20 protein-coding genes are annotated in these 22,746 nt (G+C 62.1%); 15 read left to right on the plus strand and 5 right to left on the minus strand.

Annotation, left to right across the window (positions count from 1 at the left end; genetic code table 11):
• The 3 genes from PLU72_17330 to PLU72_17340 are packed head-to-tail and all read left to right on the plus strand — an operon-like array spanning nucleotide 1 to nucleotide 3,816.
• Nucleotides 1-2,685: a CBS domain-containing protein gene (locus tag PLU72_17330; GenBank protein ID HOT29942.1), complete on the plus strand. Its 2,685-nt coding sequence runs from the start codon at nucleotides 1-3 to the stop codon at nucleotides 2,683-2,685.
• Nucleotides 2,615-3,394: a site-2 protease family protein gene (locus PLU72_17335; GenBank protein ID HOT29943.1), complete on the plus strand. Its 780-nt coding sequence runs from the start codon at nucleotides 2,615-2,617 to the stop codon at nucleotides 3,392-3,394. The genes PLU72_17330 and PLU72_17335 overlap by 71 nt, the downstream gene beginning before the upstream one ends.
• Before the next feature lie 23 nt (nucleotides 3,395-3,417).
• Nucleotides 3,418-3,816 carry a hypothetical protein gene (locus tag PLU72_17340; protein ID HOT29944.1) on the plus strand — a complete coding sequence of 133 codons (399 nt, stop codon included), beginning with the start codon at nucleotides 3,418-3,420 and terminating at the stop codon, nucleotides 3,814-3,816.
• A 14-nt stretch (nucleotides 3,817-3,830) separates the two neighbouring features.
• On the opposite strand, the gene PLU72_17345 is transcribed toward PLU72_17340, so the two are convergent.
• The 4 genes from PLU72_17345 to PLU72_17360 are packed head-to-tail and all read right to left on the minus strand — an operon-like array spanning nucleotide 3,831 to nucleotide 7,824.
• On the minus strand, nucleotides 3,831-4,304 hold the full coding sequence (locus PLU72_17345; protein HOT29945.1) for an HD domain-containing protein: 474 nt from the start codon (nucleotides 4,302-4,304) through the stop codon (nucleotides 3,831-3,833).
• Complete coding sequence (locus PLU72_17350) at nucleotides 4,304-5,686, minus strand: replication-associated recombination protein A (protein HOT29946.1); 1,383 nt, start codon at nucleotides 5,684-5,686, stop codon at nucleotides 4,304-4,306. Before PLU72_17350 ends, PLU72_17345 begins: the two co-directional genes overlap by 1 nt.
• Nucleotides 5,687-5,695: 9 nt before the next feature.
• The gene (locus PLU72_17355; GenBank protein ID HOT29947.1) at nucleotides 5,696-6,886 is read right to left on the minus strand and encodes a glycosyltransferase; all 1,191 of its coding nucleotides are present in this window, start codon (nucleotides 6,884-6,886) and stop codon (nucleotides 5,696-5,698) included.
• On the minus strand, nucleotides 6,883-7,824 hold the full coding sequence (locus PLU72_17360; GenBank protein ID HOT29948.1) for an SDR family oxidoreductase: 942 nt from the start codon (nucleotides 7,822-7,824) through the stop codon (nucleotides 6,883-6,885). Before PLU72_17360 ends, PLU72_17355 begins: the two co-directional genes overlap by 4 nt.
• Nucleotides 7,825-8,066: 242 nt before the next feature.
• Between PLU72_17360 and PLU72_17365 the strand changes: the two genes are divergently transcribed.
• The 12 genes from PLU72_17365 (at nucleotide 8,067) to PLU72_17420 (ending at nucleotide 21,707) form a co-directional block, all read left to right on the plus strand.
• Entirely contained in the window at nucleotides 8,067-9,740 is a 1,674-nt protein-coding gene (locus PLU72_17365; GenBank protein ID HOT29949.1) for a DUF885 domain-containing protein, read from the plus strand.
• Between the two features lie 2 nt (nucleotides 9,741-9,742).
• Complete coding sequence (locus PLU72_17370) at nucleotides 9,743-10,270, plus strand: HIT domain-containing protein (GenBank protein HOT29950.1); 528 nt, start codon at nucleotides 9,743-9,745, stop codon at nucleotides 10,268-10,270.
• Between the two features lie 202 nt (nucleotides 10,271-10,472).
• Complete coding sequence (locus tag PLU72_17375; protein HOT29951.1) at nucleotides 10,473-11,153, plus strand: hypothetical protein; 681 nt, start codon at nucleotides 10,473-10,475, stop codon at nucleotides 11,151-11,153.
• Between the two features lie 40 nt (nucleotides 11,154-11,193).
• Nucleotides 11,194-11,580, plus strand: coding sequence for a hypothetical protein (locus PLU72_17380; GenBank protein HOT29952.1), 387 nt, complete (start codon nucleotides 11,194-11,196; stop codon nucleotides 11,578-11,580).
• Nucleotides 11,577-11,978, plus strand: coding sequence for a hypothetical protein (locus tag PLU72_17385; GenBank protein HOT29953.1), 402 nt, complete (start codon nucleotides 11,577-11,579; stop codon nucleotides 11,976-11,978). Before PLU72_17380 ends, PLU72_17385 begins: the two co-directional genes overlap by 4 nt.
• 3 nt (nucleotides 11,979-11,981) lie before the next feature.
• Nucleotides 11,982-14,492: a tetratricopeptide repeat protein gene (locus PLU72_17390; protein HOT29954.1), complete on the plus strand. Its 2,511-nt coding sequence runs from the start codon at nucleotides 11,982-11,984 to the stop codon at nucleotides 14,490-14,492.
• Entirely contained in the window at nucleotides 14,489-15,697 is a 1,209-nt protein-coding gene (locus PLU72_17395) for a tetratricopeptide repeat protein (GenBank protein ID HOT29955.1), read from the plus strand. Before PLU72_17390 ends, PLU72_17395 begins: the two co-directional genes overlap by 4 nt.
• 43 nt (nucleotides 15,698-15,740) lie before the next feature.
• A complete protein-coding gene (locus tag PLU72_17400) occupies nucleotides 15,741-16,607 on the plus strand; it encodes an NAD(+)/NADH kinase (GenBank protein HOT29956.1) in 867 nt (288 codons plus the stop codon).
• 45 nt (nucleotides 16,608-16,652) lie between these two features.
• On the plus strand, nucleotides 16,653-16,856 hold the full coding sequence (locus PLU72_17405) for a heavy metal-associated domain-containing protein (protein ID HOT29957.1): 204 nt from the start codon (nucleotides 16,653-16,655) through the stop codon (nucleotides 16,854-16,856).
• 197 nt (nucleotides 16,857-17,053) lie between these two features.
• On the plus strand, nucleotides 17,054-18,760 hold the full coding sequence (gene dsbD / locus PLU72_17410) for a protein-disulfide reductase DsbD (protein HOT29958.1): 1,707 nt from the start codon (nucleotides 17,054-17,056) through the stop codon (nucleotides 18,758-18,760).
• A 151-nt stretch (nucleotides 18,761-18,911) separates the two neighbouring features.
• A complete protein-coding gene (locus PLU72_17415; GenBank protein HOT29959.1) occupies nucleotides 18,912-19,637 on the plus strand; it encodes a hypothetical protein in 726 nt (241 codons plus the stop codon).
• Between the two features lie 852 nt (nucleotides 19,638-20,489).
• Nucleotides 20,490-21,707: a DegT/DnrJ/EryC1/StrS family aminotransferase gene (locus tag PLU72_17420; GenBank protein HOT29960.1), complete on the plus strand. Its 1,218-nt coding sequence runs from the start codon at nucleotides 20,490-20,492 to the stop codon at nucleotides 21,705-21,707.
• A 129-nt stretch (nucleotides 21,708-21,836) separates the two neighbouring features.
• Here PLU72_17420 and PLU72_17425 read toward each other — a convergent pair whose 3' ends face one another.
• A complete protein-coding gene (locus PLU72_17425; GenBank protein ID HOT29961.1) occupies nucleotides 21,837-22,622 on the minus strand; it encodes a Nif3-like dinuclear metal center hexameric protein in 786 nt (261 codons plus the stop codon).
• Nucleotides 22,623-22,746: the final 124 nt, after the last annotated feature.

The raw sequence follows: 22,746 nt of genomic DNA on the forward strand, positions 1-22,746 counted from the left end.
GTGCATGCAGCGAAATCCGGCGCGCTTCAGCCCGGCACCGAACTGATCGCGATCGCCCACGGCGGCGATCTCGACCTGCTCGCCGCGGCGCGCTGCCTTCTGCTCGCCAAGCCCGGGGCTCTTCTCCTGCACCCGACCCGGCTGGCCACCAACGCCTGGAGCATCGCCCGCCGCTCTTCCTGGTTCTCGACCGTTCCCCAGGCCCGGGTGGACTGGACAAGGCTCCGCACGGTATACCTGGTCGGAATCGCGCTTCCCAAGCATAACCCGGAACTCGTCGAGGCGCTGCTGCACTGCGACGCCGAGATATTCGTCTACGCGCACGGGGCGCCGCACCTGCCGTTCAGGGCGCGGCCGGCCCAGGTGAGGTCGTTCAGCATCGCGGCGCACTGTCTCGCGGAGCTGCTGTGCGGGTTCGCTCGGCTCTCGGACGACGACGCGGCCCTCATGCTCGCCGCGATCACCGAGAAAACGTGGGCCGGGCTGAGCTCGCGGGTCACCTCCCGGGACCTCGACATGATGCAGACGCTGCGGGGCTACCCCATACAGCCGCGCAGCGTGGCGAACCAGGTCATGCTGGGCCTGCGCGAAGGCCAGCGGGGTCTTTTGAACGACCTGATAACGCAGGCCGAGAGCACCGATATCCGGCACTGGCCGGTGACGCTGACCGTGGCGAAAACGCTCGGCAACGTCCAGGACCTGACGCCGGTCATGGACACCCTGTGGTCGCGCATCGACGCGCACGTCCTGGTGGCGGGGGTTACGAGCGGCCGCCAGGCGTGGATCTACGCGCGATCGCGCATTCCCGACCTCGAGGTTTCGGGGCTGTTCAAGGACCTGCACGCCCGACCCGACGAACGATGGACGCGATTCACCCTTCCCGACGGGGAACCGGACTCGGTTCGCCGGAGCCTCACGGAGCTGCTTTCAGCGAGACTTCCGGCGGACAGCACCGCCGGCGACGTGATGACGGTGAGCCCCAAATGCGTCGACGAGTCGCAGACGGTCGCCAACACGCACGACATGATGCTCCGGTTCAATCTGATGTCGCTGGTGGTGAAACGCGGAGAGCAGTTCGCCGGCATCGTGACCCGGCGCGATCTCGACCGGGCCGTCCAGATGGACCTCTGGGACAGCCCCATCGCGCCGTTCGTTCCGAGTCAACCGCCGTTCGTGACGCGCGAGACGCCGGTGCGCATCGTCCGGAAGCTGATGGTGCGGCATGACGTGACGAAGATCCCCGTCATCGAGGAAGGGCGGATTCTCGGCATCGTCACCGCGCGAGAGGTTCTGCGCGGCCTGCGCGAGCTGCTGCCGCCGCCGGCCGCGTATTTGCCTCAGGTCGAGCCGGTCCCGGTTCCCGACCGCAACGCGATGGAAGCTCTGCTGAAGCGGGTCACGCCGATCAAGGTGCTGCATGTGCTGAGAAAGGTGAGCGCCACGGCCGAGGCGCGGAAGATCGCCGCGTATGCCGTCGGCGGATTCGTGCGCGACCTGCTGCTCGAGCGGCCGAACCTCGACATGGACGTAGTCGTCATCGGCGACGCCCTGCCGTTCGCCGAGGCCGTTGCGGCCGAGCTGAAGGCGCATCTGACGGTGTTCGACCGGTTCCGGACGGCCCGGCTGTCGTTCGAGGATCTGAAGATCGACTTCACGTCGGCGCGGCGCGAGCATTACGCCCAGGTGGGCGCCCTGCCGCAGGTGGAACTGGGCGGCATCGCCAACGATCTCAGCCGGCGGGACTTTTCGATCAACGCGATGGCGCTCGACCTGTCGGCCGGCTCGTTCCTGACGCTCGTCGACCTGTTCGGCGGCCTGCGCGATCTGCATGAGGGGCGCATCCGTATCCTGCACTCGTTCAGCTTTCTCGAGGATCCGACACGCATGTTCCGGGCGATCCGGTTCGCCTGCCGGTTCCATTTCGACCTGGCCGAGGACACGCAGCGGGCCTTCGATCTCGCGCGCCAGCGGGAAGCGCTGACGACGCTGTCGCCCAAGCGCGTCGGCGCCGAAATCACGCGGTGCCTCCGCGAGGAAGCGCCGGGGCGCCTGATCGACAGGCTGTATGCGGCCAGGCTGATGCGGGTGCTGCACCCGGATCTCGCCGACGCATCGGTGCTTCCCGCGCGCTTCAAGTTGATTCCCGGCATCATCAGGCGCTTCGCCCCCCTGCGCGAGCCGATCGACGGCGAACTCGTTCATTGGATCGGCCTTCTCGCCTCGCTTATCCCCGAACAGGCGGAAAAACTGCTGGTCGAGATGGGCATGCACGCGAACCGCCGGACGGCCATCGTCACATCCATCCGCGCCCTGAGCGAGGTTCCGCTCAAGCTGGCGCGCCTCTCCGCGCAGGACGACGTCGGGCTGTTCACGCTTCTGAAGCCGCTTCCTCTCGAGGGACTGGTGGCGCTCGTCGCATTCGTGCTCGACAAGGCCGGCGCACGGCAAATTTTCGATTTTCTCGGCAGGCTGCGCGGCGTTCGCGTCGAGCTCAGCGGGGACGATCTGATCGCTCTCGGCATTCCGCCGGGGGCCCACATGCGGACTATCTTCGACGCACTCCTCGAAGGCAGGCTGCGCGGCAGCATCACCTCACGAAAGGATGAAACGGACCATGCCCTACGGATCTTCTCGGGTCTACGTCTTCCGCTCACCAGGCGGAATGGGCGGCAACCCGCTCAATAAACTCTACCTGATCGGGGGCATCATCGTCGCCCTGTTCCTGCTGAGCTACGCCATGGCCGGGCCGGGAAGGCTGGTGGCATCCCTGATCAGCTCCGCCGTCACCATTCCCGTCGTGCTGATCGCTCTCACGGTGCATGAATGGGCACACGCCGCGATGGCCGTGTTCCTGGGCGACCCGACTCCCGAGCGGATGGGCAGGCTCAGCCTCAATCCATTTCGCCATCTCGAGCTGTTCGGAACGCTGATGCTGCTTTTCACCAACTTCGGCTGGGCGAAGCCGGTCCCCGTCGATCCCTCCAATTTCCGCATCCCCGGCCGCGCGATGATGGCCGTCTCGCTGGCCGGTCCGGGCTCGAACGTGCTGCTCGCCTTCTGCGGCGGCGGCCTCATGTGGCTCGGCGCGCGATTCATCCCGGCCCTCGGCATCCACCCGATCGCAGGCGAGTTGTATCTCGCCTTCGCCGTGTCGATGGTCATCATCAACCTGAGCCTCGCATGCTTCAATCTCATCCCCCTTCCGCCGCTCGACGGCTCGAAAGTGCTCGCCTACTTCCTCCCGCCGAGATACCGGGTTCAGTACCGCGCGATCGAGGAGATAGGGCCGTTTCTGCTGATCATGATGCTCGCATTCGGGCTCGTGAGCCGGATCATGTCGCCCATGATCAGTTTCGGCTACAACGCCATCCTCGACGTATGGGGGCTCGTCTAGCCTCGCCGCCTGCATATTATATTATGCGAGATATATTAGTCACTCTCTTTATCTGCGGCCTGATCGGCTGGGGCTACAATCATGTGACGACCCGCATCAACCTGAAACATTCGGGCATGGCGGTCACCGCCCGGATCATCGACCGCGAAACCACGCCGAAATCGACGTATGTGAAGTTCACCTACAAGGCCGGCGGGAAGACATGGACGAAGAGCATCGTCGTCCCCGACCCGAACGCGTTCAGCGGAACGGACACCATCCAGCTGAAGATCGTTCCCGACAATCCCGGCGACCCGTACCTGAATTTTCACGACACCGATATGTCGCGAGAACTTTATTATACGATGGTCGCCGCTCTCGTCTGGCTCCTCTACCGCGGGACGAAAATCATGGTCGCATCCACCCGTCCCCATTGGGATTGATCGCACGACCGCCTTCACAGGGCGTCGTCGAACTTCTGGAAGAGAGCGAGGAGGCGGTCGGCGCCGGGAGCGTGATGGTGATGCCGGGCGCGGCGAACCAGGGGGCGGGGGGCTCCGAGTTCGCGAAGGATACGCGCGCTCTGGATCGGGTGGGCTTCGTTCGGAAGGGAGAAGACGGTTCGGAGCACGCGCTCCCATATTCTCGGCCGCGTGACGGCTTTTCCGAGGTCGTGCGTCATGGCGAGGAGGAGCAGATCGTTCCGATCCTGTTCGGAAAGACTCCCGTCGGCCCGAATCGCCCGTACGAGGCGCAGCACGTGGGCTTTTTCGGAGTCCCCGAGGGCGTCAAACCGGCCACGCCAGTCGGGGGGAAGGATCTCACGCGCGGATGCGAGATCGGCGGGATCGACCACCGGCCACATCACCGATCCGAACTGCCCGCACCGGTATAGAAGCCGGCGAACGAAATTCACGATCATGCCGGTCATCACTCTTCTTCCGGTGCACCCTTTTTCGGCGACACGGTCGGGCCGGGCTTTCCGTACCGTTCGGGCCAGAGCTGGCGAAGCCGGTCCGCCGTCGATTTTTCCCGGCCGATCGGCTTGGGCTCGTAGTAGCACCGATCTTTGACTTCGTCGGGGAAATACTCTTCGTGCAGGAATCCGCCGGGATAATCGTGAGGATACCGATATTCCTTCCCGTAATTCAGTTCTTTCATGAGCCGTGTTGGGGCGTTGCGGATGTGGAGGGGAACGCCGGGTTCCCGCCCCGAATGAATCTCGTCCCTCACGCGCTTTTCGGCCATATAGAGGGCGTTACTTTTCGGCGCCGCCGCCAGGTAGACGGCAAGATGCGCCAGCGTCAGGTGCCCTTCGGGCGGGCCGATGTAATCGAACGCCTGCGCTGCCGACATGGCAAGCGTGAGAGCGAAGGGGTCGGCCATGCCGACGTCTTCGGAGGCGAAGCGAATCATACGTCGCAATATAAATCTTGCATCCTCGCCGCCGTCGAGCATGCGATAGAGCCAATACAGAGAGGCATCTGGATCGGACCCTCGCATCGACTTGTGGAGAGCGGAAATCAGGTTGTAGTGTTCCTCGCCTCCCTTGTCGTATCGAAGCGCCTTGTTCTGAAAGACGTCCGCCACGAGTCTGTCGTCGACATGCGGCGCCAGGGCCATCTCCTGTCGGGCGACCTCGCAGCAGGTTTCGAGGACGTTGAGGGCAATCCGGGCGTCTCCGGCCGACATCTCGGCGATGCGCTCGATCGCGGAGCCCTCGACGGTGGGTTTCGGTGGCCGCATCAGGTGTTCGTCGCGCTCGAGAGCGCTGTTCAAGAGCGTTCGCAGGTCCGCCGATGGGAGCGACTGGAGCGTCAGCACCTGGCAACGGGAAAGCAGTGCGGAAACGACCTCGAAACTGGGGTTTTCCGTCGTGGCTCCGATCAGAATCGTCGCGCCCGACTCCACGTGCGGCAGAAGGGCATCCTGCTGGGCTTTGTTGAACCGGTGGATTTCATCGATGAACAGGACGGTGCGCCGACCGTACCGGGTGCGCTGGATTCTCGCGTTTTCGAACGCCTCACGAAGCTCCTTGAGGCCGCAGGTGACGGCGGAAAGGGGGATGAACTCGGCATCGACCAGGCTCGCGATCACCCGCGCGAGCGTCGTTTTACCGCAACCGGGCGGCCCCCAGAAGATCATCGAGGGACATTTTCCGGCTTCGAGAAGCATCCGTATGGGCTTTCCCGGGTTCAGGAGGTGCTCCTGGCCCCGGATCTGATCCAGGTTTTCAGGCCGCACGCGGTCGGCAAGGGGCTGGAACGGCGTGCTTCCGACCGGCGGCGAAGCGGTATCGAACAGGTCAGGCATTGGAAAATTCTACCACGATCCGGACATCTTGCGCGCCAGAAGGCTTCTGTACAATTCATCCATGGTTTTCCCGAACTGCTCGTTCGAAACCCGGGCCGGAATCGACGCCCGGTGCGCTTCGGCAGACGAGCGCATCGGTTCGAGCGCGCCGAGGACGCTGCGCAGACCCGTGACGAGGGCATCCGGCTCCGTATCGAGAAGCCTCGCGCCGTCGATCCCGGAGACGAGTTCCGGAACGCCGCCGACCGCCGTCACGGCGAGCGGACAGCCTGTCGCTAGCGCTTCCATAAGGACGAGCGGGGCCCCTTCGTTTCTGGAAGGCAGAACCAGCAGGTCCAGGTCGGCATACACCCGTTCCACGGCATGGACGATTCCCGCCATGTGAACTCTGCCCTCGAGACGCAGTTCATGAATTCTCCGTGCGATGGCGGGCTCGAGCTCCCCCCCTCCCACGATCGCGAGATGCAGGGAGGGATCTTCGGAGGCAAGCATGTGAAAGGCTTCCAGGAGTCCAAGATGGTTTTTGATCGGAACCAGCCGTGCGACGACGCCCAAGAGGCGAGCCGACTCGGGAACGCCGATCTCGCGCCGCCACGCTCCCGTTTTTCGGGGCATTCCCAAAAACCGTGACAGATCGAGGCCCAGGGGAACGACCCGTATTTTGCAAGCTTTCACGCCTGGTAGATGCGCGAGGATTTCGGATCGCTGGCCCGGCGTGAGGGCGATGAGGAGGTCGGTGAAGCGTGCCAGCATCCGCTCAGCCAGGATGACGGCGCGACTTCCGGCCGGCGAAAAATACCCTTCGAACACGGTTCCGTGAAACGTATGGACGGTAAGGGGCACCCTGCAGGCGAGCGCGGCAATTCGGCCCAGCACGCCGACTTTCGCGGTATGGGTTTCGACGATGTCGGGGCGGAACGAACGGATCTCGGCGACGATCGAAGCGAAGGCGGCGGCGTCCTTCAGCGGATGGAGCTCGCGGGCGAGACTCGGGATGACGACGGGCTTGATGCCGGCTTTTTCGGCCAGGGGAATCATGCTTCCCTCGATTTCCGGCGGCGAGCCGACGATGAGACGCGACTCGAACCCGCGCCGATCGAGCAGTTGCGTCAGATTGATGACCTGGATGGAAGGACCGCCGACGTTCATGCGGCTGAGCAGCCGCAACACGCGGATCGGTCGCTTCCTCGGTCCGTTCATTCCCGAAGGTGTTCCCGGTACCACTCGACCGTGCGGCGCAGCCCCTCGGCGAAACTTATCTGCGGAGCGAAGCCCAATACACCGTTCGCTATAGAAATATCGGCCGACGAGTCGCGAACATCGCCGGGCTGCGGCGGGGCCATGATCGGCATCATCGCGGTTCCGAGAACCTCGTTGAGGGTGGCGATCAGCTGGAGCAGGTCGATCCGGCCGCCCGCGGCCACGTTGACGATCCTGCCCGGCGCGTCGGCGGCATCCGCGGCCAGGATGTTCGCGCGCGCGATCTCGCCGACGTAGATGAAGTCGCGCGTCTGCTTCCCGTCGCCGAAAACCGTCGGCGCAAGGCCCTGGAGCATGCGAGTGATGAATTTCGGGATGACGGCCGCGTACTCCGACTTCGGGTCCTGGCGGGGGCCGAAGACGTTGAAATACCGCAAAGCGACGGTCTCGAGGCCGTACAAGCGGTGGAACAGCCGCAGGTAATACTCGACCGTGAGCTTGTGAAGGCCGTACGGGCTGATCGGACACGGCTTCATCGTCTCCCGCTTCGGCTGCTCGGGGTCGTCGCCGTAGATCGCCGAACTGCTCGCGAACACGACCCGGCGGACACCCGCGTCGCGGGCGGCGACGAGCAGCTTCAGGCTGCCGTTCACGTTCACGTCGTGCGTCCGCTCCGGCTCTGCGACGGAGCGCGGAACCGAGGCGATCGCAGCCTGATGGAACACCGTATCGACGCCGTCGACGGCTTTGCGACAGTCAGCGTCACTGCATATACTACCTTCTATAAATTCGATGCGGTCAAGCCACGGCGCCAGGTTCTCCCGCTTCCCGCTGGAGAGGTCGTCGAGCACGCGCACGGCGATGCCGCGATCGAGCAGGCAACTCACGATATGCGAGCCGATGAAGCCCGCACCGCCGGTGACGAGGGCAGTCCGCATCTCTGATCCTCCGCGTTGTCTCGCCGGCCCGGGCCGGACGGAATGTGACACATCTTGCCACAACCCCCGCCCCAAGGCAAGCGATCCGCACGGAGATCATCTCTGCCGGTTCATCCATAACCATCGGCTTCATCAGCGTCATCTGCGGACAGGTTCTCGCATCACAGTTTTCCCTGAGAACCTGCACGGAAGACTCTTTTACCTGTGATATACTTCCAAAAAAACGTGCGGAGGGAACGAGCATGCATCGAAAACCGGTCTATCGTCATCCGGGCTTCCGAAAGGTCGCCGAGCATTATTACGCCGAGCTGCTGCGGCGGAATCCGATCGCCGCCACGACGCTCGGAGAGCACGAATACGACGGTCTTCTCCCCGAAACCGGCGCCGAAGCGGTCGACCGCGAGATCGCCGGGCTGCGGGAGATGCGCGATGCGTTTCAGAGCCTGCCGGAGCGGGAACTGAGCCTCGACGAGCGGCTCGACCGGGAACTGGCCCTGCACATGGCGGGCATCCAGCTGTTCATGCTCGAGGACGTGCGCCGGTGGCGGCTCGGCAGCGATCTCGCCATGATGATCGGCGATTCGCTGTTCATGCTGTTCGTGCGCGACTTCGCCCCGCTCAACGTCCGGGTGGAATCGATGATCTCGCGACTGCGCGCCGTGCCGGCCTATCTCATGAGCGGCAGGTCGCTGTTCCAGCATGTTCCGCCGCTCTGGGGGCGAATCTTCATCGAGTCGGCCGAGCGCCTGCCCGATCTGCTCGCGACGATCGAAGGCGGCCTGGCCGGACATCTTCCTCCGCCCGTCATGCAGAGTTTCGTTCACGCCGCGAACGAGGCCCGGCGCGCGATCGCCGAGCACGCGCACTGGCTCAAACACGCGATCCTGCCCGACGCCGCCGGCGACTGGGCCATGGAAAAAGGCCCGTTCCAGGCGCTGCTCGGCGCCCGCCGGCTGGGCATGAACGCCGGCGAACTGCTCGACCTGGGCGAGCACTGCCTGCAGCAGGCCAAGCAGCACATCGATCTGCACGCTCGGGCCATCACGGGCTCTCAACACGGCACCGCCGCCGGCAGGCGCGAGGCCGCCCTCAAGCAGGTTCGGGCGCACGCTCCGACCTCGTTCGAAGCCGCGCTCGCGGCCTATCGAGATGCGGTTGCGCGCAGCCGGGCGTGGGTCGAGATGACGGGCTTTGCAACGATGCCCGAGGGAGAACGCCTCGAAATCGTCGAAACACCTTCCTACATGGCGCACCTGATCCCGTTCGCGGCCTATATGCCGCCCGAGCGGACCGCCCGGCCGCAGAAGGGCATCTACCTCGTCACGCGTCACACGGGAACCCAGGCGGGCCACAATTACGCCGACATCGCCAACACCTCGATTCACGAGGGATATCCGGGACACCATATGCAGCTTTCCGGGCAGAACCTCCACCCGGGCCTCTGGCGCGGGCTCGCAGACAGCATCGAATTGATGGAAGGCTGGGCACACTACTGCGAGGAAGCGGTTCTCGCGAGCGGCCTCGAGGCCACGAGCGCGAACCGCCTCGTCCAGAGCCGCGATGCGGCATGGCGGTCGGCACGCATTCTCATCGACATCAACCTGCATCAGAAAACCTGGACCTACGACCAGGGCCTGACCTTCCTGATGGAACACGCCGCCATGGACCAGGCCTCCGCCGAAGCCGAGATGCGCCGCTACACCCAGACGCCGGGCTATCCGCTGAGCTACATGGCGGGCAAGCATCTCCTGCTCGAACTCAAGAATTCGCTGCAGCAGCGATTCGGCACCGACTGCACCGACCGGGATTTCCACGACCTGGTCGTTCATGAAGGCAGCATTCCGTTGTTCCTGGCGCGGGAGTTCTATCCGCAGCTTCTCCAGGACAAGCTTGCGACGACGCAGCGAAACGCCTGACGATGACATTCAAACGACAACTGTATATCCCCGGGAAACGCGACTACATCAAGGGCCACAATCGCCCCGCCGTCGATTGCATTCTCTGCGCCATCATCGACGGCAACGAGCGGGTCGACCGGCTCATGATCTGGGAAGACGACCTGATCGCCGTTTCGGCGAACCTGTATCCCTACAACGCCGGCCACCTCCTTCTCTTCCCGAAGCGCCACATTTTCGATCCCCGTGAAATGACGGCCGCCGAGGTCACGCGCATGGCGGAAGTCCAGAGAATCTGCCTCGACGCCCTCGATCGCGTGTATGAGCCGGCTGGATATAATATCGGATCGAATATCGGCGAAGCGTCGGGGGCCAGCATCGAGCATCTTCACCAGCATATCGTGCCCAGATATCCGAAGGAACTCGGGTTCGTCGACATCTGCGCTGGCGCCAAAATCATCATCGAAGATCCCCACGTGACGATGGAAAAACTCCGGGCCGCCGTTTCCCCGCCGAAAAAATCGTCGGGCCGCCCCACCAGGAAAGCATAGCCACAGCAGGGCGCATCACGATGCGCCCCTACGCTCCAAGGCCTGTCCGTAGGGGCGGATCGCGATCCGCCCTCGTTCGCCCGGTGATGATGCCTGCCCCGACATCAAAATATCGCAACGTTTTGCATGGGACGCAAGTGTGGTATACTCGGTTCCGTTTTCATCTTCTTAGAAGATCAATTCAGTGTGTCAGGAGAGAATAATGAAGAGGCTTTTCAACCGGATGATGCTTGTGATCGCGGCCGCCGCCCTCTGCCCGATGGCCGGCTTTGCCGCCGTCGAAGACGAACTCAAATATCTCGGTTACTCCAGCGAGCTCACCGACATGGCCAATGACGCCTACTCGAAGTCGCACAAGGAAGCCCCGAAGGCCCCCGAAACCCCTCTCAAGGCACCGTCCGTCATGGATGAAGCCGATGCGGTGAAGGAGCAACTCGCCGAACTCGGCCGCTCGCGTTCTCTCACGCCCGAGACCCCCGTCACCTCCGCCGAGTCGAAGACGAGGCTCGACGCCTTCTGGAAGAAGATGAGCCCCGAAGCCGCCAGCCCCGTCGTCGCCATGCCGGAAGACCTTCGCGCGCAGCTCCGGGAAGCCCTGACCCAGACGCTCAATACCGCCGGCTATGAAATCAACCAGCTCGACCTGATCGACGCCCCTTCGAATCTCGGCAATCCGCAGGTTCGCGCCGTCATTCGCGTCGTCAAGCCCCTTCAGACCAAGGATTCCTATCGCGAGATCCAGAACAACCTCGCCCAGATCAAGGACGCCTGCCTTCAGGCCGGAACGATCGACGGCATCCTGTATCTCAGCGAACTGACCACCTTCATCGCCGTCAACCCGAAGAACAAGTATTACTACGAAAAGACCGTTCTGAATCCCTGATGCCGAGACAGAACACCCCATCCCGCCTGACAGGAAGGTAATGGCCGCTCCGTTCTCACACGCCATGTCCGCCCGTCTCACGACGAGGCTTCTCGCATACGCCATGATCAGCACCCTGGTCGTGGCGTTTGCCGCTCTCGGCATTTTCATCGCGTCGTATTGGTCGCCGGAGTATGCCCTCGGCGGTCTCCTGCTGGGCTCCTCGCTCGGCGCCTTCATCGCCGTTCACGAGTCGACGCTGATCGGCTGCCTCTGCGGCATGCTGATCGGAATGGTCGCGGCGCCGTTCGTCTACGCGATCCTCGATTTCGAGACGTCCTACATGGTCGTGTTCGTTTTTTCGCTTCTCGGAGCGGTCCTCGGGGAGCCCTTCGCCTTTTTCTGGCGCGAGGGAGATGAGGACGGGCAGCCCGGAGACACGCCGTGAGCGTCGTCCGGCTGGTCATGCTCGACGGTGATGAAGCCGTCTCCGGGCTCGTCCCCTCCCCGGCGATCGATTCAATATTGTCAGCTATAGCAAGAGGCGCTACCAACATCGCCACCTTCTGGCCGCTCGTCGCGGAGATCGACTCCGGCCTTCGCGAACATTTCGAGTCGAATCTCGATCCCTCGCCTCTCCTCGAGGGAACCGGAGACGGCCTGCTGGTCATCAGCTGGGAGCACAACTGCATCGAGTCGTTCCAGGAATACCAGCCCGTTCGCGCCGAGGGAACGGCCCGTCGGCACAACGGTCTCCACGCCGTCGATGCCGAGACCGAACAGCGGTACGCCATCGGCCCGCAGTGGCACATCATAGATCATCATTTCGAAGAAAGCAGGCATTGAGCCATGGCCTACTGTCACGGCTGCGGCGCGGTCAACACGGATGATGCCGTTACGTGCATCGCCTGCGACCGCCCCCTTGCAGCCATCTGCCCCCAGTGTTCCTCCCGAAACGACCCGAGCGCCTCGTTCTGCGCATCCTGCGGGCGCATTCTGAACCTCAACGCGCCCGCGGAGAGCCCCGCCGCGCCTGTGTCGACGCCGTTTTCCACCGGAAGCGCAACCGACACCGCGGACCGGCCCGGCATCGTTCCGGGAGCGAAGGCGATGCCGCAGGGGAAAGCCACGGCCGATCTCCCGCCGCGCGGCCCCTTCCTGAAAGCAGTTCTGGGCGGGTTCGCCTTCGCCTTCCTGTATCTGAGCCAGGCATTGAGCGGATACCCTCTCGCCGGCATCCTCGCCGGGCTCGCAAGCGGGATGATCACGCTCTGGGGGGCCGTCGAGCTTTCTCTCTGGGCCCTCGAACGCCACGAACCGCGCCGCGCCGAAATTGCCTCGCCGGAAGAACAGCTGATGGCGGAGGACCTGCCGGCCCCGCTCGCACCCGAGATCGAGCCGGTGGGCGGTTCCTTCGAGGACGTCGACCGGGAAGCCCTGTCGCCGGTTCAGCCGGTCGCGAAAATCGCCCAGCCGGCAGGAATGGTTTCGTCGATGGTCGCCGACATGACACCCTCTGACGACGAGACGACCGGCAGGTCGCGCCCGCATGCGACGACCACGGCGCCTGCCGCCGATCCGGGGCAGATCTCAGGACACGCCGAGATGTCCTCGGCGCGGGCAGACGAGGAGCTGGTGCTTTCGGGCGATGACGCCGAGCTTACGAAGCGCGAAAAGACCTCCCAGACGCTCGCCGAGTTCCTCGACGACGGTATCGGCCAGGAAATCGCGCTCGTCATGAAGAAAATAGCCAAGAATCCGGAAAGTTATCCTCTCAGACTGCGCCTCGCGCAGCTCCAGGAAGAGCGCGGCGAACTCACCAACGCCGTCGAAACCATGGAAACCTGCCTGAAAAGCAATCCCCAGGCGCCGGAAGTCTTCCTGTATCACGGGGCTCTCCTCCGCAGATCCGGACAGCCGGACAAAGCCCGCGAAGCCTTCCAGAAAGCGCTTTCGATGAACCGGTATCTCGCGAAGGCATACTACCAGCTGGGCAGTCTCGAACGCGCCGAGCGGCGCATTCCCGAAGCCAGAGATGCCCTGCAGAAATGCATCCAGCTCACGCCCGACGATCCATACGCGCATTACCAGCTGGGCATGGTGTATCGCGAACTGGGCGAACTTCAGCTCGCGCAGCTCGAGCTCAAACGCGCCTGCATGCTGCATCCGTCGGATTCGTACGGGCACAGCCAGCTCGGCCAGATCTTCCAGACAACCCGCCAGTGGGACCAGGCCGTTCTCGAATACTCGCAGGCGCTCAGCCTCAAGACGAACGACCCCTACGTGCTCGAAAGGCTCGGCGAGGTCATGATCGAAAAGCGCGAGTTCGAACGCGCCGCCGAGCTGCTCCAGGAGGCCCTGTCGCACCAGTTTCACCCCGACACCCGCACGATGATCAAGCTGGGAAAGGTTCTCCAGCTTCTCGGACGCACGCGGGACCTCGCAACGCAGATGGAGGAAGTGCTTCGCCTTTCCCCGGGAACCCCGGATGCGATGTTCCTGCTTGCCCGGGCCCATATCGCCGAGCACGACCACGTGCGCGCCGTCTCGGTTCTGAAGAACCTGCTCGAGATCGCGCCTGACAACGCCGACGCCTGGCTCGAACTCGGCAAGCTGCATCAGGCGCAGGGCAAGGAAGACGATGCCATCGCCGCTTTCACCAAGGCCTCGCCCAATGCCCCCGACCAGGCCGGCGTCTGGAACACGATCGGCGTGCTACTCTCGAACCGCAAGGACTACACCGAGGCTCTCAATGCCTTCCGGAAGGCGCTCAGCTACGATTATTCCGATGTACAGATCCAGAACAACCTGAAGACCGTCCAGAAGAAAATCGAGTCGAACTGCCGGCGGGTCATCGAGACTGCGGAAGAAGCCCTCGCCGAGGATTCCGGAAAACTCAACTCGTATCTGCAACTCGGCCTCGCCTATGAGATGATCGACCGGCCCGACGAGGCGATGATGGCGTATCAGCGGCTGCTCTCGATCAAACCTGACTCGATCGAGGGGCTGCAGGCGTATGCCGACCTGCTCAAGCGGCGCGGGAAGCTTCGAATGGCCATGCGGTGCTACCGCGAGATCCTCAAGATCCGGCCCGACCACGCGGATGCCCGACTGCACCTGGTTCGCGGCCATCTCGCGCTCGGCTTCGTCAATGAGGCCCTGCGGCACGCGGTCGTCGCGCAGAAACTCCTGCCGGACGACCCGCGCGTGCATTTCCTGCTCGGGAAGATCTACTTCGCCAAGGGGCTCGCGCCGCGCGCCCTGCGCGAATTCTCGATCGTAGCCAACTCGTCGAAGTCCGACCCGGACATGATCAGCTGGGCGGAGCTGATGCGACGGCGGCTGCAGAAGAAGTCATGAAACTTCGACTCTTCCGGCGAAACACCGTGCTTCCGCCGCGGGCGGCGGTGGGTCTGCTGCTGCTGACACTTGCGGGCCACGGGGCGGCGGCGCTCGAGCAGCCCCAGTTCGAAGACCCGACTCAGCGGCAGGCAACGCTGCGCGAGATACTGACAGGCCAGCAGTCACGGCCGCGCGCCGACACCTATTACCTGATGGCCCTTCAGGCTGCACGGAAAGGCGAAGACCAGGAAGCGCTTCGGGCGGTCGAAAACGGTCTCGCCATCGAGCCGCAGAGCATCAAGCTCCGTGACCTGCGCGCGGCCCTCTGGGCCCGCACCGGCCGGCGGAACGAGGCGATCGCGGAGTTCAGACGAATTCTCGCCGCCGTGCCGGACGACACGTATGCGAAGGAGTCCCTTCGGGCCCTTCTGCCGCGCCCGGTCGCTCCTGTCATCACCAGTCGCATCAAGGCCCCGGCCCGCCAGGCTCCGCCGGTTTCCCCCGTATCTGGCCCGTCTGACGCAAAGGGCAGCGGGAAAGGCGGGGAAGCCGCGGCTGCTCCGCAGGCGAGGATTCTCGATTCGGAATACTTCGAACAGGCAAAGCAGAAGCAGCGCTGCGAGCAGGTGATGACCTCGATCAAGCATGCACAGGACATCTACGCCCAGGACCACAAAGATGCGAAAGGGAAATACGATCCGAAGGTTCTCGTCGATGCGAAGCTGCTGACGGCTATACCGACCTGCCCGGAAGGCGGGACTTTCGAATGGGCCGGCGACGGCCCGACGTGCAGCAAACACGGCGCGTTCGCGACTGTCCAGGCCGAGGTGAAGACGGTATTCACCGATTTCAACCGCGCCATGCAGGCCAAGCTCGGAAGAAACTACCCCGAGGCTCTCAAGGGATTCGAGCAGGTCGTCATCGCCTATCCGCGATGGGCCGAAGCGCATTTCCAGCTCGGCGACACGCTGTTCAGGACCGGCGAGGACAGACAGGCCATCGAGCGCCTGAAAACCAGCCTCCAGCTTGCTCCCGGAAATCCCGACGCATCGCTTCTGCTGGCAAACCTGTATTTCAAGATCGGCCACAAGGAAGCGGCACTCAAGCTTCTGGATGGTGTCTCGAAGAAACTCCCCGGAACGGTGTACGGGCTCGCCGCACGAAGCATAGCTGGATCTATACGTGCGGGACGAAACTATTATCAGATATTCCCGCCGGATTGAAGGGCGTTCGGCACGCACCATGGAATGAAACGGCAGTGAAAGCATGATCAGACCGGTAAAACGTCTTGGAGTTCTTTGCCACCCGACACGCGAGTCGGTTCCACCCCTGTTGCGTTCGATTCTGGAGTGGGCCGAGAAGCGTCAGATCGATGTAAAGCTCGACGAGACGATGGCGAAACGCATCAGAAAGCCGCGCCTCGGTGTTCCTCGATCGGAAATGGGCGGGCTCGTCGACATGGTCGTCGTGCTGGGCGGCGATGGATCGATTCTCGAGTCGGTGCGCGCGTTCGCCGCCGATGGTTTGCCAGTCGCCGGCATAAATCTCGGCCATCTCGGCTTTCTGACGCTCGGTGAGGCAAAGCAGGCCGAGGCGATTCTTGAACGGCTCAGGCTCGGAAAATACCGGATCGAGAACCGGATGATGCTGAAAGCCGTCGTTTCAAGGAACGGGCACGAGGTGTTTCGCGGCATCGCCCTGAACGACGCCGTCATCGTCAAAGGCCCGATTCTGCGCGTCATCGACATCGACGTCTCGATTTCGGGCACCCATATCACCTCGTTCAGAGGCGATGGCGTGCTCTTCTCGACGCCGACCGGTTCGACCGCCTATGCGCTCTCCGCCGGGGGGCCGATCGTGCCGCCGTGGGTGAACGCCCTTCTCATCTGCCCTCTTCATTCGCATACCCTGAACACGAGACCGGTCATTACCTCCGACCAGGAAATCCTGTCGGCGAAAGTCTCGGCGACGCATTCGACCATCGATCTCGTCCTCGATGGCCAGGAAGGGTTCGGGCTTCAGACAGGCGACGAGATACAGGTGACGCGAGCTGTCGAGACAGCCCGGATCGTCGTATTCGATACTCGCAACTTCTTCCAGGTGCTTCGCAAAAAAATGCAGTGGGGCCATTGAAGGCAACCACATGATGCGGGTGAACTCACGAAAGGATATATATCAATGAAAATATCTTGGACCATCGCAAAGATCAAATGTGAGGGCTGTGTCGAAAATGTCGCGAAAGCGCTTCTGCTCGTGGATGATATTGGCGGCGTCGAAGTTGACCTGGCCGGAAAATCCGTTACGTTCGAAGCGGCCGACCAAGCCGCCGCAGACGCGGCGAAGCGGGCCCTGACCCTGGCGGGGTATCCTCCGAAGGAATGAGCGGGAATGGGTTGGGGTGTGCGCACGGCGGACACCCGGGAATGAACGAGAGCGGATTGAACTGCGCGCACCTCAGTGCGCGCCTGCGGTGTTTTTTTGGAGTGGTCGCGTATGTTTTGGTTGCGATTTGTCCGGGATTTGCCGGACCGTTTGGGTTTGAGGTTTCGCAACCTGCGATCGAAGGTGGGACGGGCTCGTTGATCGGAACGGTCACGGCGACCGTGGCCGAGGGGCACATGCTGTATCGGGGCCGGTTATCTGCCTCCTCTGTCGGCGGGAACGTGAAGTTGCTTCTTCCTTCGGGACATCGGAAGAAAGACCCGTTCGGGCCGGGCGAGATCGAAATTTTCGATGCCGGTCCCTGGGCGTTCGGCGTTCGGCTCGGCCGTATCACGGCGTCTTCGGAAGCGACCATCGAGCTTGGCTTCCAGGGCTGTTCGACGCTGACCTGCTTCATGCCTGACACGTGGACCTTCGCATGGCCGGTTCCGAATGGACTCGGCACTGCTACGGCAGCGAAAGCTCCAACGACGGTCGCAACTTCGAGCACGAACGCGCCGCCCGCTAGTAATGAGACTGCTCGAGCACTCGGCAGTGTTTCAACTCCCGGGGGCTCGATGGATTTCGGCCGGACGATCCGCGAGCGCGGGCTGCCGTTCGCCATGCTGATGGCCTTTTTCGGAGGTCTGCTCGTCAGCCTGACGCCGTGCGTGTATCCGATGATTCCGATCACCCTCTCGATTATCGGCAGCAGGGATGAAAACCGCACCATCGGCCGCGGTTTTATATTGTCCATACTATATGTAGCCGGTCTTTCGTTGACCTACGCGTTGCTGGGGCTTGCCGTGGCGAGTTTCGGCGCTCATCTTCGCGGCTTCATTCAAGGAGCCTGGTTCCAGGGGGCGATGGCGGTCATCTTCGCTCTGCTCGCCCTCTCGATGTTCGATCTCTTCATGCTCCAGGTGCCCGACGCCGTTCGGCAACGGTTCGCGGGCTTCAGAAGTGGCGGTATGGCCGGGGTGTTCGTGACCGGCATGGTCTCTGGGCTCATGGCATCGCCCTGCGTCGCCGCGCCGCTCGCCGGCATTCTCGCCTTCATCGCCTCGACGGGAAGCGCCCTTTTCGGCTTCATGCTGCTGCTGGCGTTCGCCTGGGGCATGGGGCTGCTTCTCATCTTCCTTGGCACCTTCTCGGGCGTGGTCAACTCGCTTCCACGCTCGGGAGAATGGATGAACCGGGTCAAGGAGTTCTACGGGTTTCTTCTGCTCGGCGCCGCGCTGTATTTCATCCGCCCGCTCGTCGGCGCCCCACTGGGCGATCTCGGTGTTTCCCTGCTGATGGCGGCATTTGCCGGCTTCATGGGACTTTTCTCGCCACCCACACCCGAGGCTCCTCTCGGTGAGCGTGTCCGCAAGAGCATCGCCGTCGTCGGTCTGGTCGTGGCCTGCACATTCGCCGTAAGTTCCGCGGCACGCTGGGGCGGCCTCTGTTTCCCGGTTCCCGGCACCGATCGCGCGCTGGCGGCAGGCATGGCGATGACGCCCGAGGGCCTCTTCCCGCGCTGGTATTCGAATTTTCCCGATGCGCTTGCAGACGCCCGGAAGAGCAACCGCCCGCTATTCGTGGATTTCCGGGCCGACTGGTGCTCGATCTGCCGCGAACTCGAGGAAAACGTATTTCCCCATCGCAGCGTGGCACCCCTGCTGGCGGAATATGTCCTCGTCCGCATCGACGCGACGGAGAACGAAGGGGCGGCGGCCGAACTTCTGAAACAATACTCGGTCATAGGCCTGCCGACGCTGCTCCTGCTGCGTCCCGACGGCACCGAACGCGAAGATCTCCGTATCGTAGGCGACATACGCGCCGCCGACCTGGCCGCCACCCTCGAAAAAGGCCTCCGCTGAATGAATTACTGCTTCATGCTGAAAAGACAACGAACCACAGAGTCACAGAGACGCAGAGAATGGAAAAATTTCTTTGGAACTCTATGCCTCTGTGTCTCAGTGGTGAAGCATTTTGTATATCGGTGATGAATCGTAAAGGGAGGATATATCGATGAACTGCCCGTATTGCGGTTCTCCGATTCCGTCGGGTGATGTGAACATTGTCAGGCTCGTCGCCAAATGCAAATCATGCAACGAGGTGTTCGCTTTCGGTGACGAACTTGGCGCGAAAACGGCGAATTCCGGCTCGTCCGGGTTCGCAACCACCTCCCTCGAACCGCCGCCGATGCCCCCGGGCCTCCAGACGGCGCTCGTTGGCGACACGCTGCATATCCGCTACAAGTGGTTCAAGCCGGCGATCCTGTTCCTGATGTTTTTCGCCATCGCCTGGGACTCGTTTCTGCTGTTCTGGTATGGGGCCGCCCTGTTCGTGCCGGGACCGGGCAAGATCATCATGCTGGTCTTCCCGATCGCGCACCTGGCCGTCGGTGTCGCCATCACCTACGCCGTGCTCTGCGGCCTCTTCAACACGACAACCATTTCGATCAGCCGCGGCGCCCTGGGCATCCGACACGCACCCTTTTCCTGGGGCTTCGGCAACAAGCTGGTACAGGTCGAACAGCTCGACCAGCTCTACTGCCGCAGCGAAACGACCCGGAGCAAAAACGGCAGCTCGACCTCCTACTCCCTGCACGCCATCCTGACCGACGGCAAGCGCATCGACCTGATCACGAAACTTGACGACCACGACCTCGCCACCTGGCTCGAGTTCGCCATCGAAAAACACCTCGGCATCGAAAACCGCCCCGTCCCCGGCGAAATGTCGAAACGCGCCTGACCGTCCAACGCACCACAGAGCAACTAGGGGGCAGATGCTGAAATTACCTTTTTCCCATGTCTGATTGGGTCAAATCCAATCACAGATATTGCGCCACAAGGACGAGTTTCAAACCATTTGAGGCGCATCGCGATCCCCTCTGGATAGCTCTCTGTGGCTCTGTCTTGCATTATTGATTCCCGCACAACAAAATCAAAATTGTGCGTTCCTGCTTGTGCTGAGCCTGACGAAGCAAGAGAGGCACTCGCCACCGGCACATCCCTTTTTCATTGCTGGTATAATTGTTTTCGTGGTATTTTTCGTCAACTTTTTTGATTCTGCTTATTTCAGAATTAAATACCAGTCGAACGAAGAAATGATATCTATATGAAGCAGTATATTCGTACGTTATATTCTCCCTCCGGTACCCTTGGCCGGCTGGCATTCGACATCGTTGTCGCCAATGGAGGTATGTTTTTGGGAACGATGTTTTCCGTCGTTCTCGCGATCGTCCGCTTCCCATCGATTTCCCAGGAGTATTTTTGGGAGATGTTTGTCGGCAGATGGATGTTCAGCATTCCGTTCGTTTCCCTTGCGTGCGCCATCAGCTTTCCGCTTTCGGGTATCTACGGCATCGATCTTCGCGGGAAATACCGCGATATCGCAGTCCCCATGTTTACTGCTCTCGTTGGCGCGCTCTCCATCCATGTATTCCTCGTATACGCTCTTGCTATAATGATTCCACGAAGTCTGATGACCACGGGCTGGCTGTGTACAGCCCTTCTGGCGGTCGGAGGCCGGATCGGCCGCAGTTGGTTCGTGAAGCGATTTCGCATCATTCGTGCAGATTCACGGCTTGCACGAATCGACAGCATGTTGACCTTGGCGTCCCAGGAAGAAGGGTGGCTGCCCCCCGACAGTCCCCACGCCAAGGCCCCTTGGCCGCATTTCGAAAAGGACGAGATCCTGGCCGCCGCGACCATTCTCGAATCCGGCAAGGTCAACCAGTGGACAGGCCACGAGGTCGTCGCGTTTCAGGACGAGTTCAAGGCGTTCTGCGGCAGCCGGCATGCCATCGCCCTCGCAAACGGGACCGTCGCCCTCGATCTCGCGTTCCATGCGCTCGGGTTCCAACCCGGCGATGAGATCGTCGTGACGCCGCGCACGTTCATTGCCTCGGCCGGAAGTGCCGTTCTCGCAGGACTCAAGCCGGTTTTCGCCGATGTAGACAAGGACAGCCAGAACATCACCGCCGAAACGATCGAACGCGTTCTCAGCCCGAAAACCCGGGCCATCATCACGGTGCACCTGGCCGGCTGGCCCTGCGACATGGATCCCATCCTGGATCTGGCGAAGTCCCGCGGCATTGCCGTCATCGAAGATTGTGCACAGGCGCACGGTGCCCGGTATCATGGCCGTTCGGTCGGTTCCTTCGGAACTCTCGCAGCGTTCTCCTTCTGTCAGGACAAGATCATGACCACCGGCGGCGAGGGCGGCATGCTCCTCACAGACCAGGAATCGCTCTGGAAGAAAGCCTGGATGTACAAGGATCATGGCAAGAACCCGGACAAGGTTTTCCAGAAGAGCTCCACCCCAGGCTTCCGCTGGGTTCACGACTCGTTCGGAACCAACTGGCGGCTGACCGAGCTCCAGGCAGCTCTCGGCCGCGTTCAGCTGCGTAAACTTCCGGACTGGGTGGAGGCCCGCAGACGTCACGCCGCCATTCTTCAGGAGCGTTTCAGGAAGATATCCGCCTTCCGCCTCACGACGCCGCCGGGTGACACGTATCATTCCTATTACAAATACTATATTTTCGTGAGGCCGGAAGCCCTGAAGACCGACTGGAACCGCGACCGCATTCATTCGGCCCTTCTCGATGCTGGAGTGGCCTGTTTCAGTGGCAGCTGCAGCGAGATCTATCTCGAAGAGGCCTTCGCCGCAGGCAGTCTCCGGCCGAAGGAACGTCTCCCGGTCGCCCGCGAACTGGGCGAAACCAGCCTGATGTTCCTGGTCCACCCCACCCTGACCGACGACGACATGCATGCCACCGCCGGCATCGTCGACCGCGTCATCTCCAGCGCCACCCGTTAAAACCGGCAGGAAAAACGGGTCACAGAGGCACTGAGATAAAATAGTATCATATTGTATAACACTTCAGGATTTATAAAGGGATCCCTCTGTGCCTCAGTGTTTCCGTGGTTCGTTGTATCTTTTCCGTTCTTAGAGGCCGGTTGGGAGATCGATGAAGACGTGCTCGAGGTTGAACTTCTTCGCGAGCACCTCGCCGATTGCCCTTGCGCCAAATGTCTCAGTCGCATAGTGGCCCGCAGCGAACATGTGAATCCCCCGATCCCGGCATGTGGGAACGGCCTGATGGATAACCTCGCCGGTGATGATCGCATCGACCTTCCCGTCTGCAACTGCTGCATCGGAAACACTGCTCCAGCCGCCGCCCGAGACGATGCCGATCGTCGAAATCTTCTCGGCCCCGAAGGCGAGATGATGAGCGACAGGGCCCACGACTTTCACGATGCGCTTTTTCAGCATTTCCGGCGTGAGAGGTTTCGAGAAGCGAGCGAGCACACCGACCTTCTGGTTCATGAAGTCACCAAATGGCTCGACGACTTCTGCCCCGAGCAGGCGGGCGAGAATCGGATTGTTCCCGAGCTCCGGATGCATGTCGAGCGGCAGATGCAGACCATAAAGATTGAGATTTCCCGAGGACATGATCTCGACGAGCCTTCTCGCAAACCGGTCAATCCTTTTCCACTCGCCCCCCTTCCAGAACAGGCCATGGTGCACGAGCGCAAAATCGGCTTCGGCGCTGACGGCCGCGCCGACGAACTCGGCCGTCGCATCGACGCCGGTCGCGATCTTCGTGACGATTTCCGAGCCCTCGAACTGGAGGCCGTTATATGACACATCCGCCGTCATCGAAATCTTGAACGTTTCTTCCAGAAACCGCAAGAGCTCGCTCCGTGCAACCCCCTCGATTCTGCGCTTCATAGATATCTCCAATGATAGATAAGATGACTCGTCTTCCGATGAGCTTCACCTGGGAAAGGCCTCAAGACTGGGGCTTTGCGGGGCAACCGATGACCGTGACACCATCCGCGACATCCATCGTGAC

It is taken from the genome of Candidatus Ozemobacteraceae bacterium (assembly GCA_035373905.1).
Lineage (GTDB): Bacteria > Muiribacteriota > Ozemobacteria > Ozemobacterales > Ozemobacteraceae > MWAR01.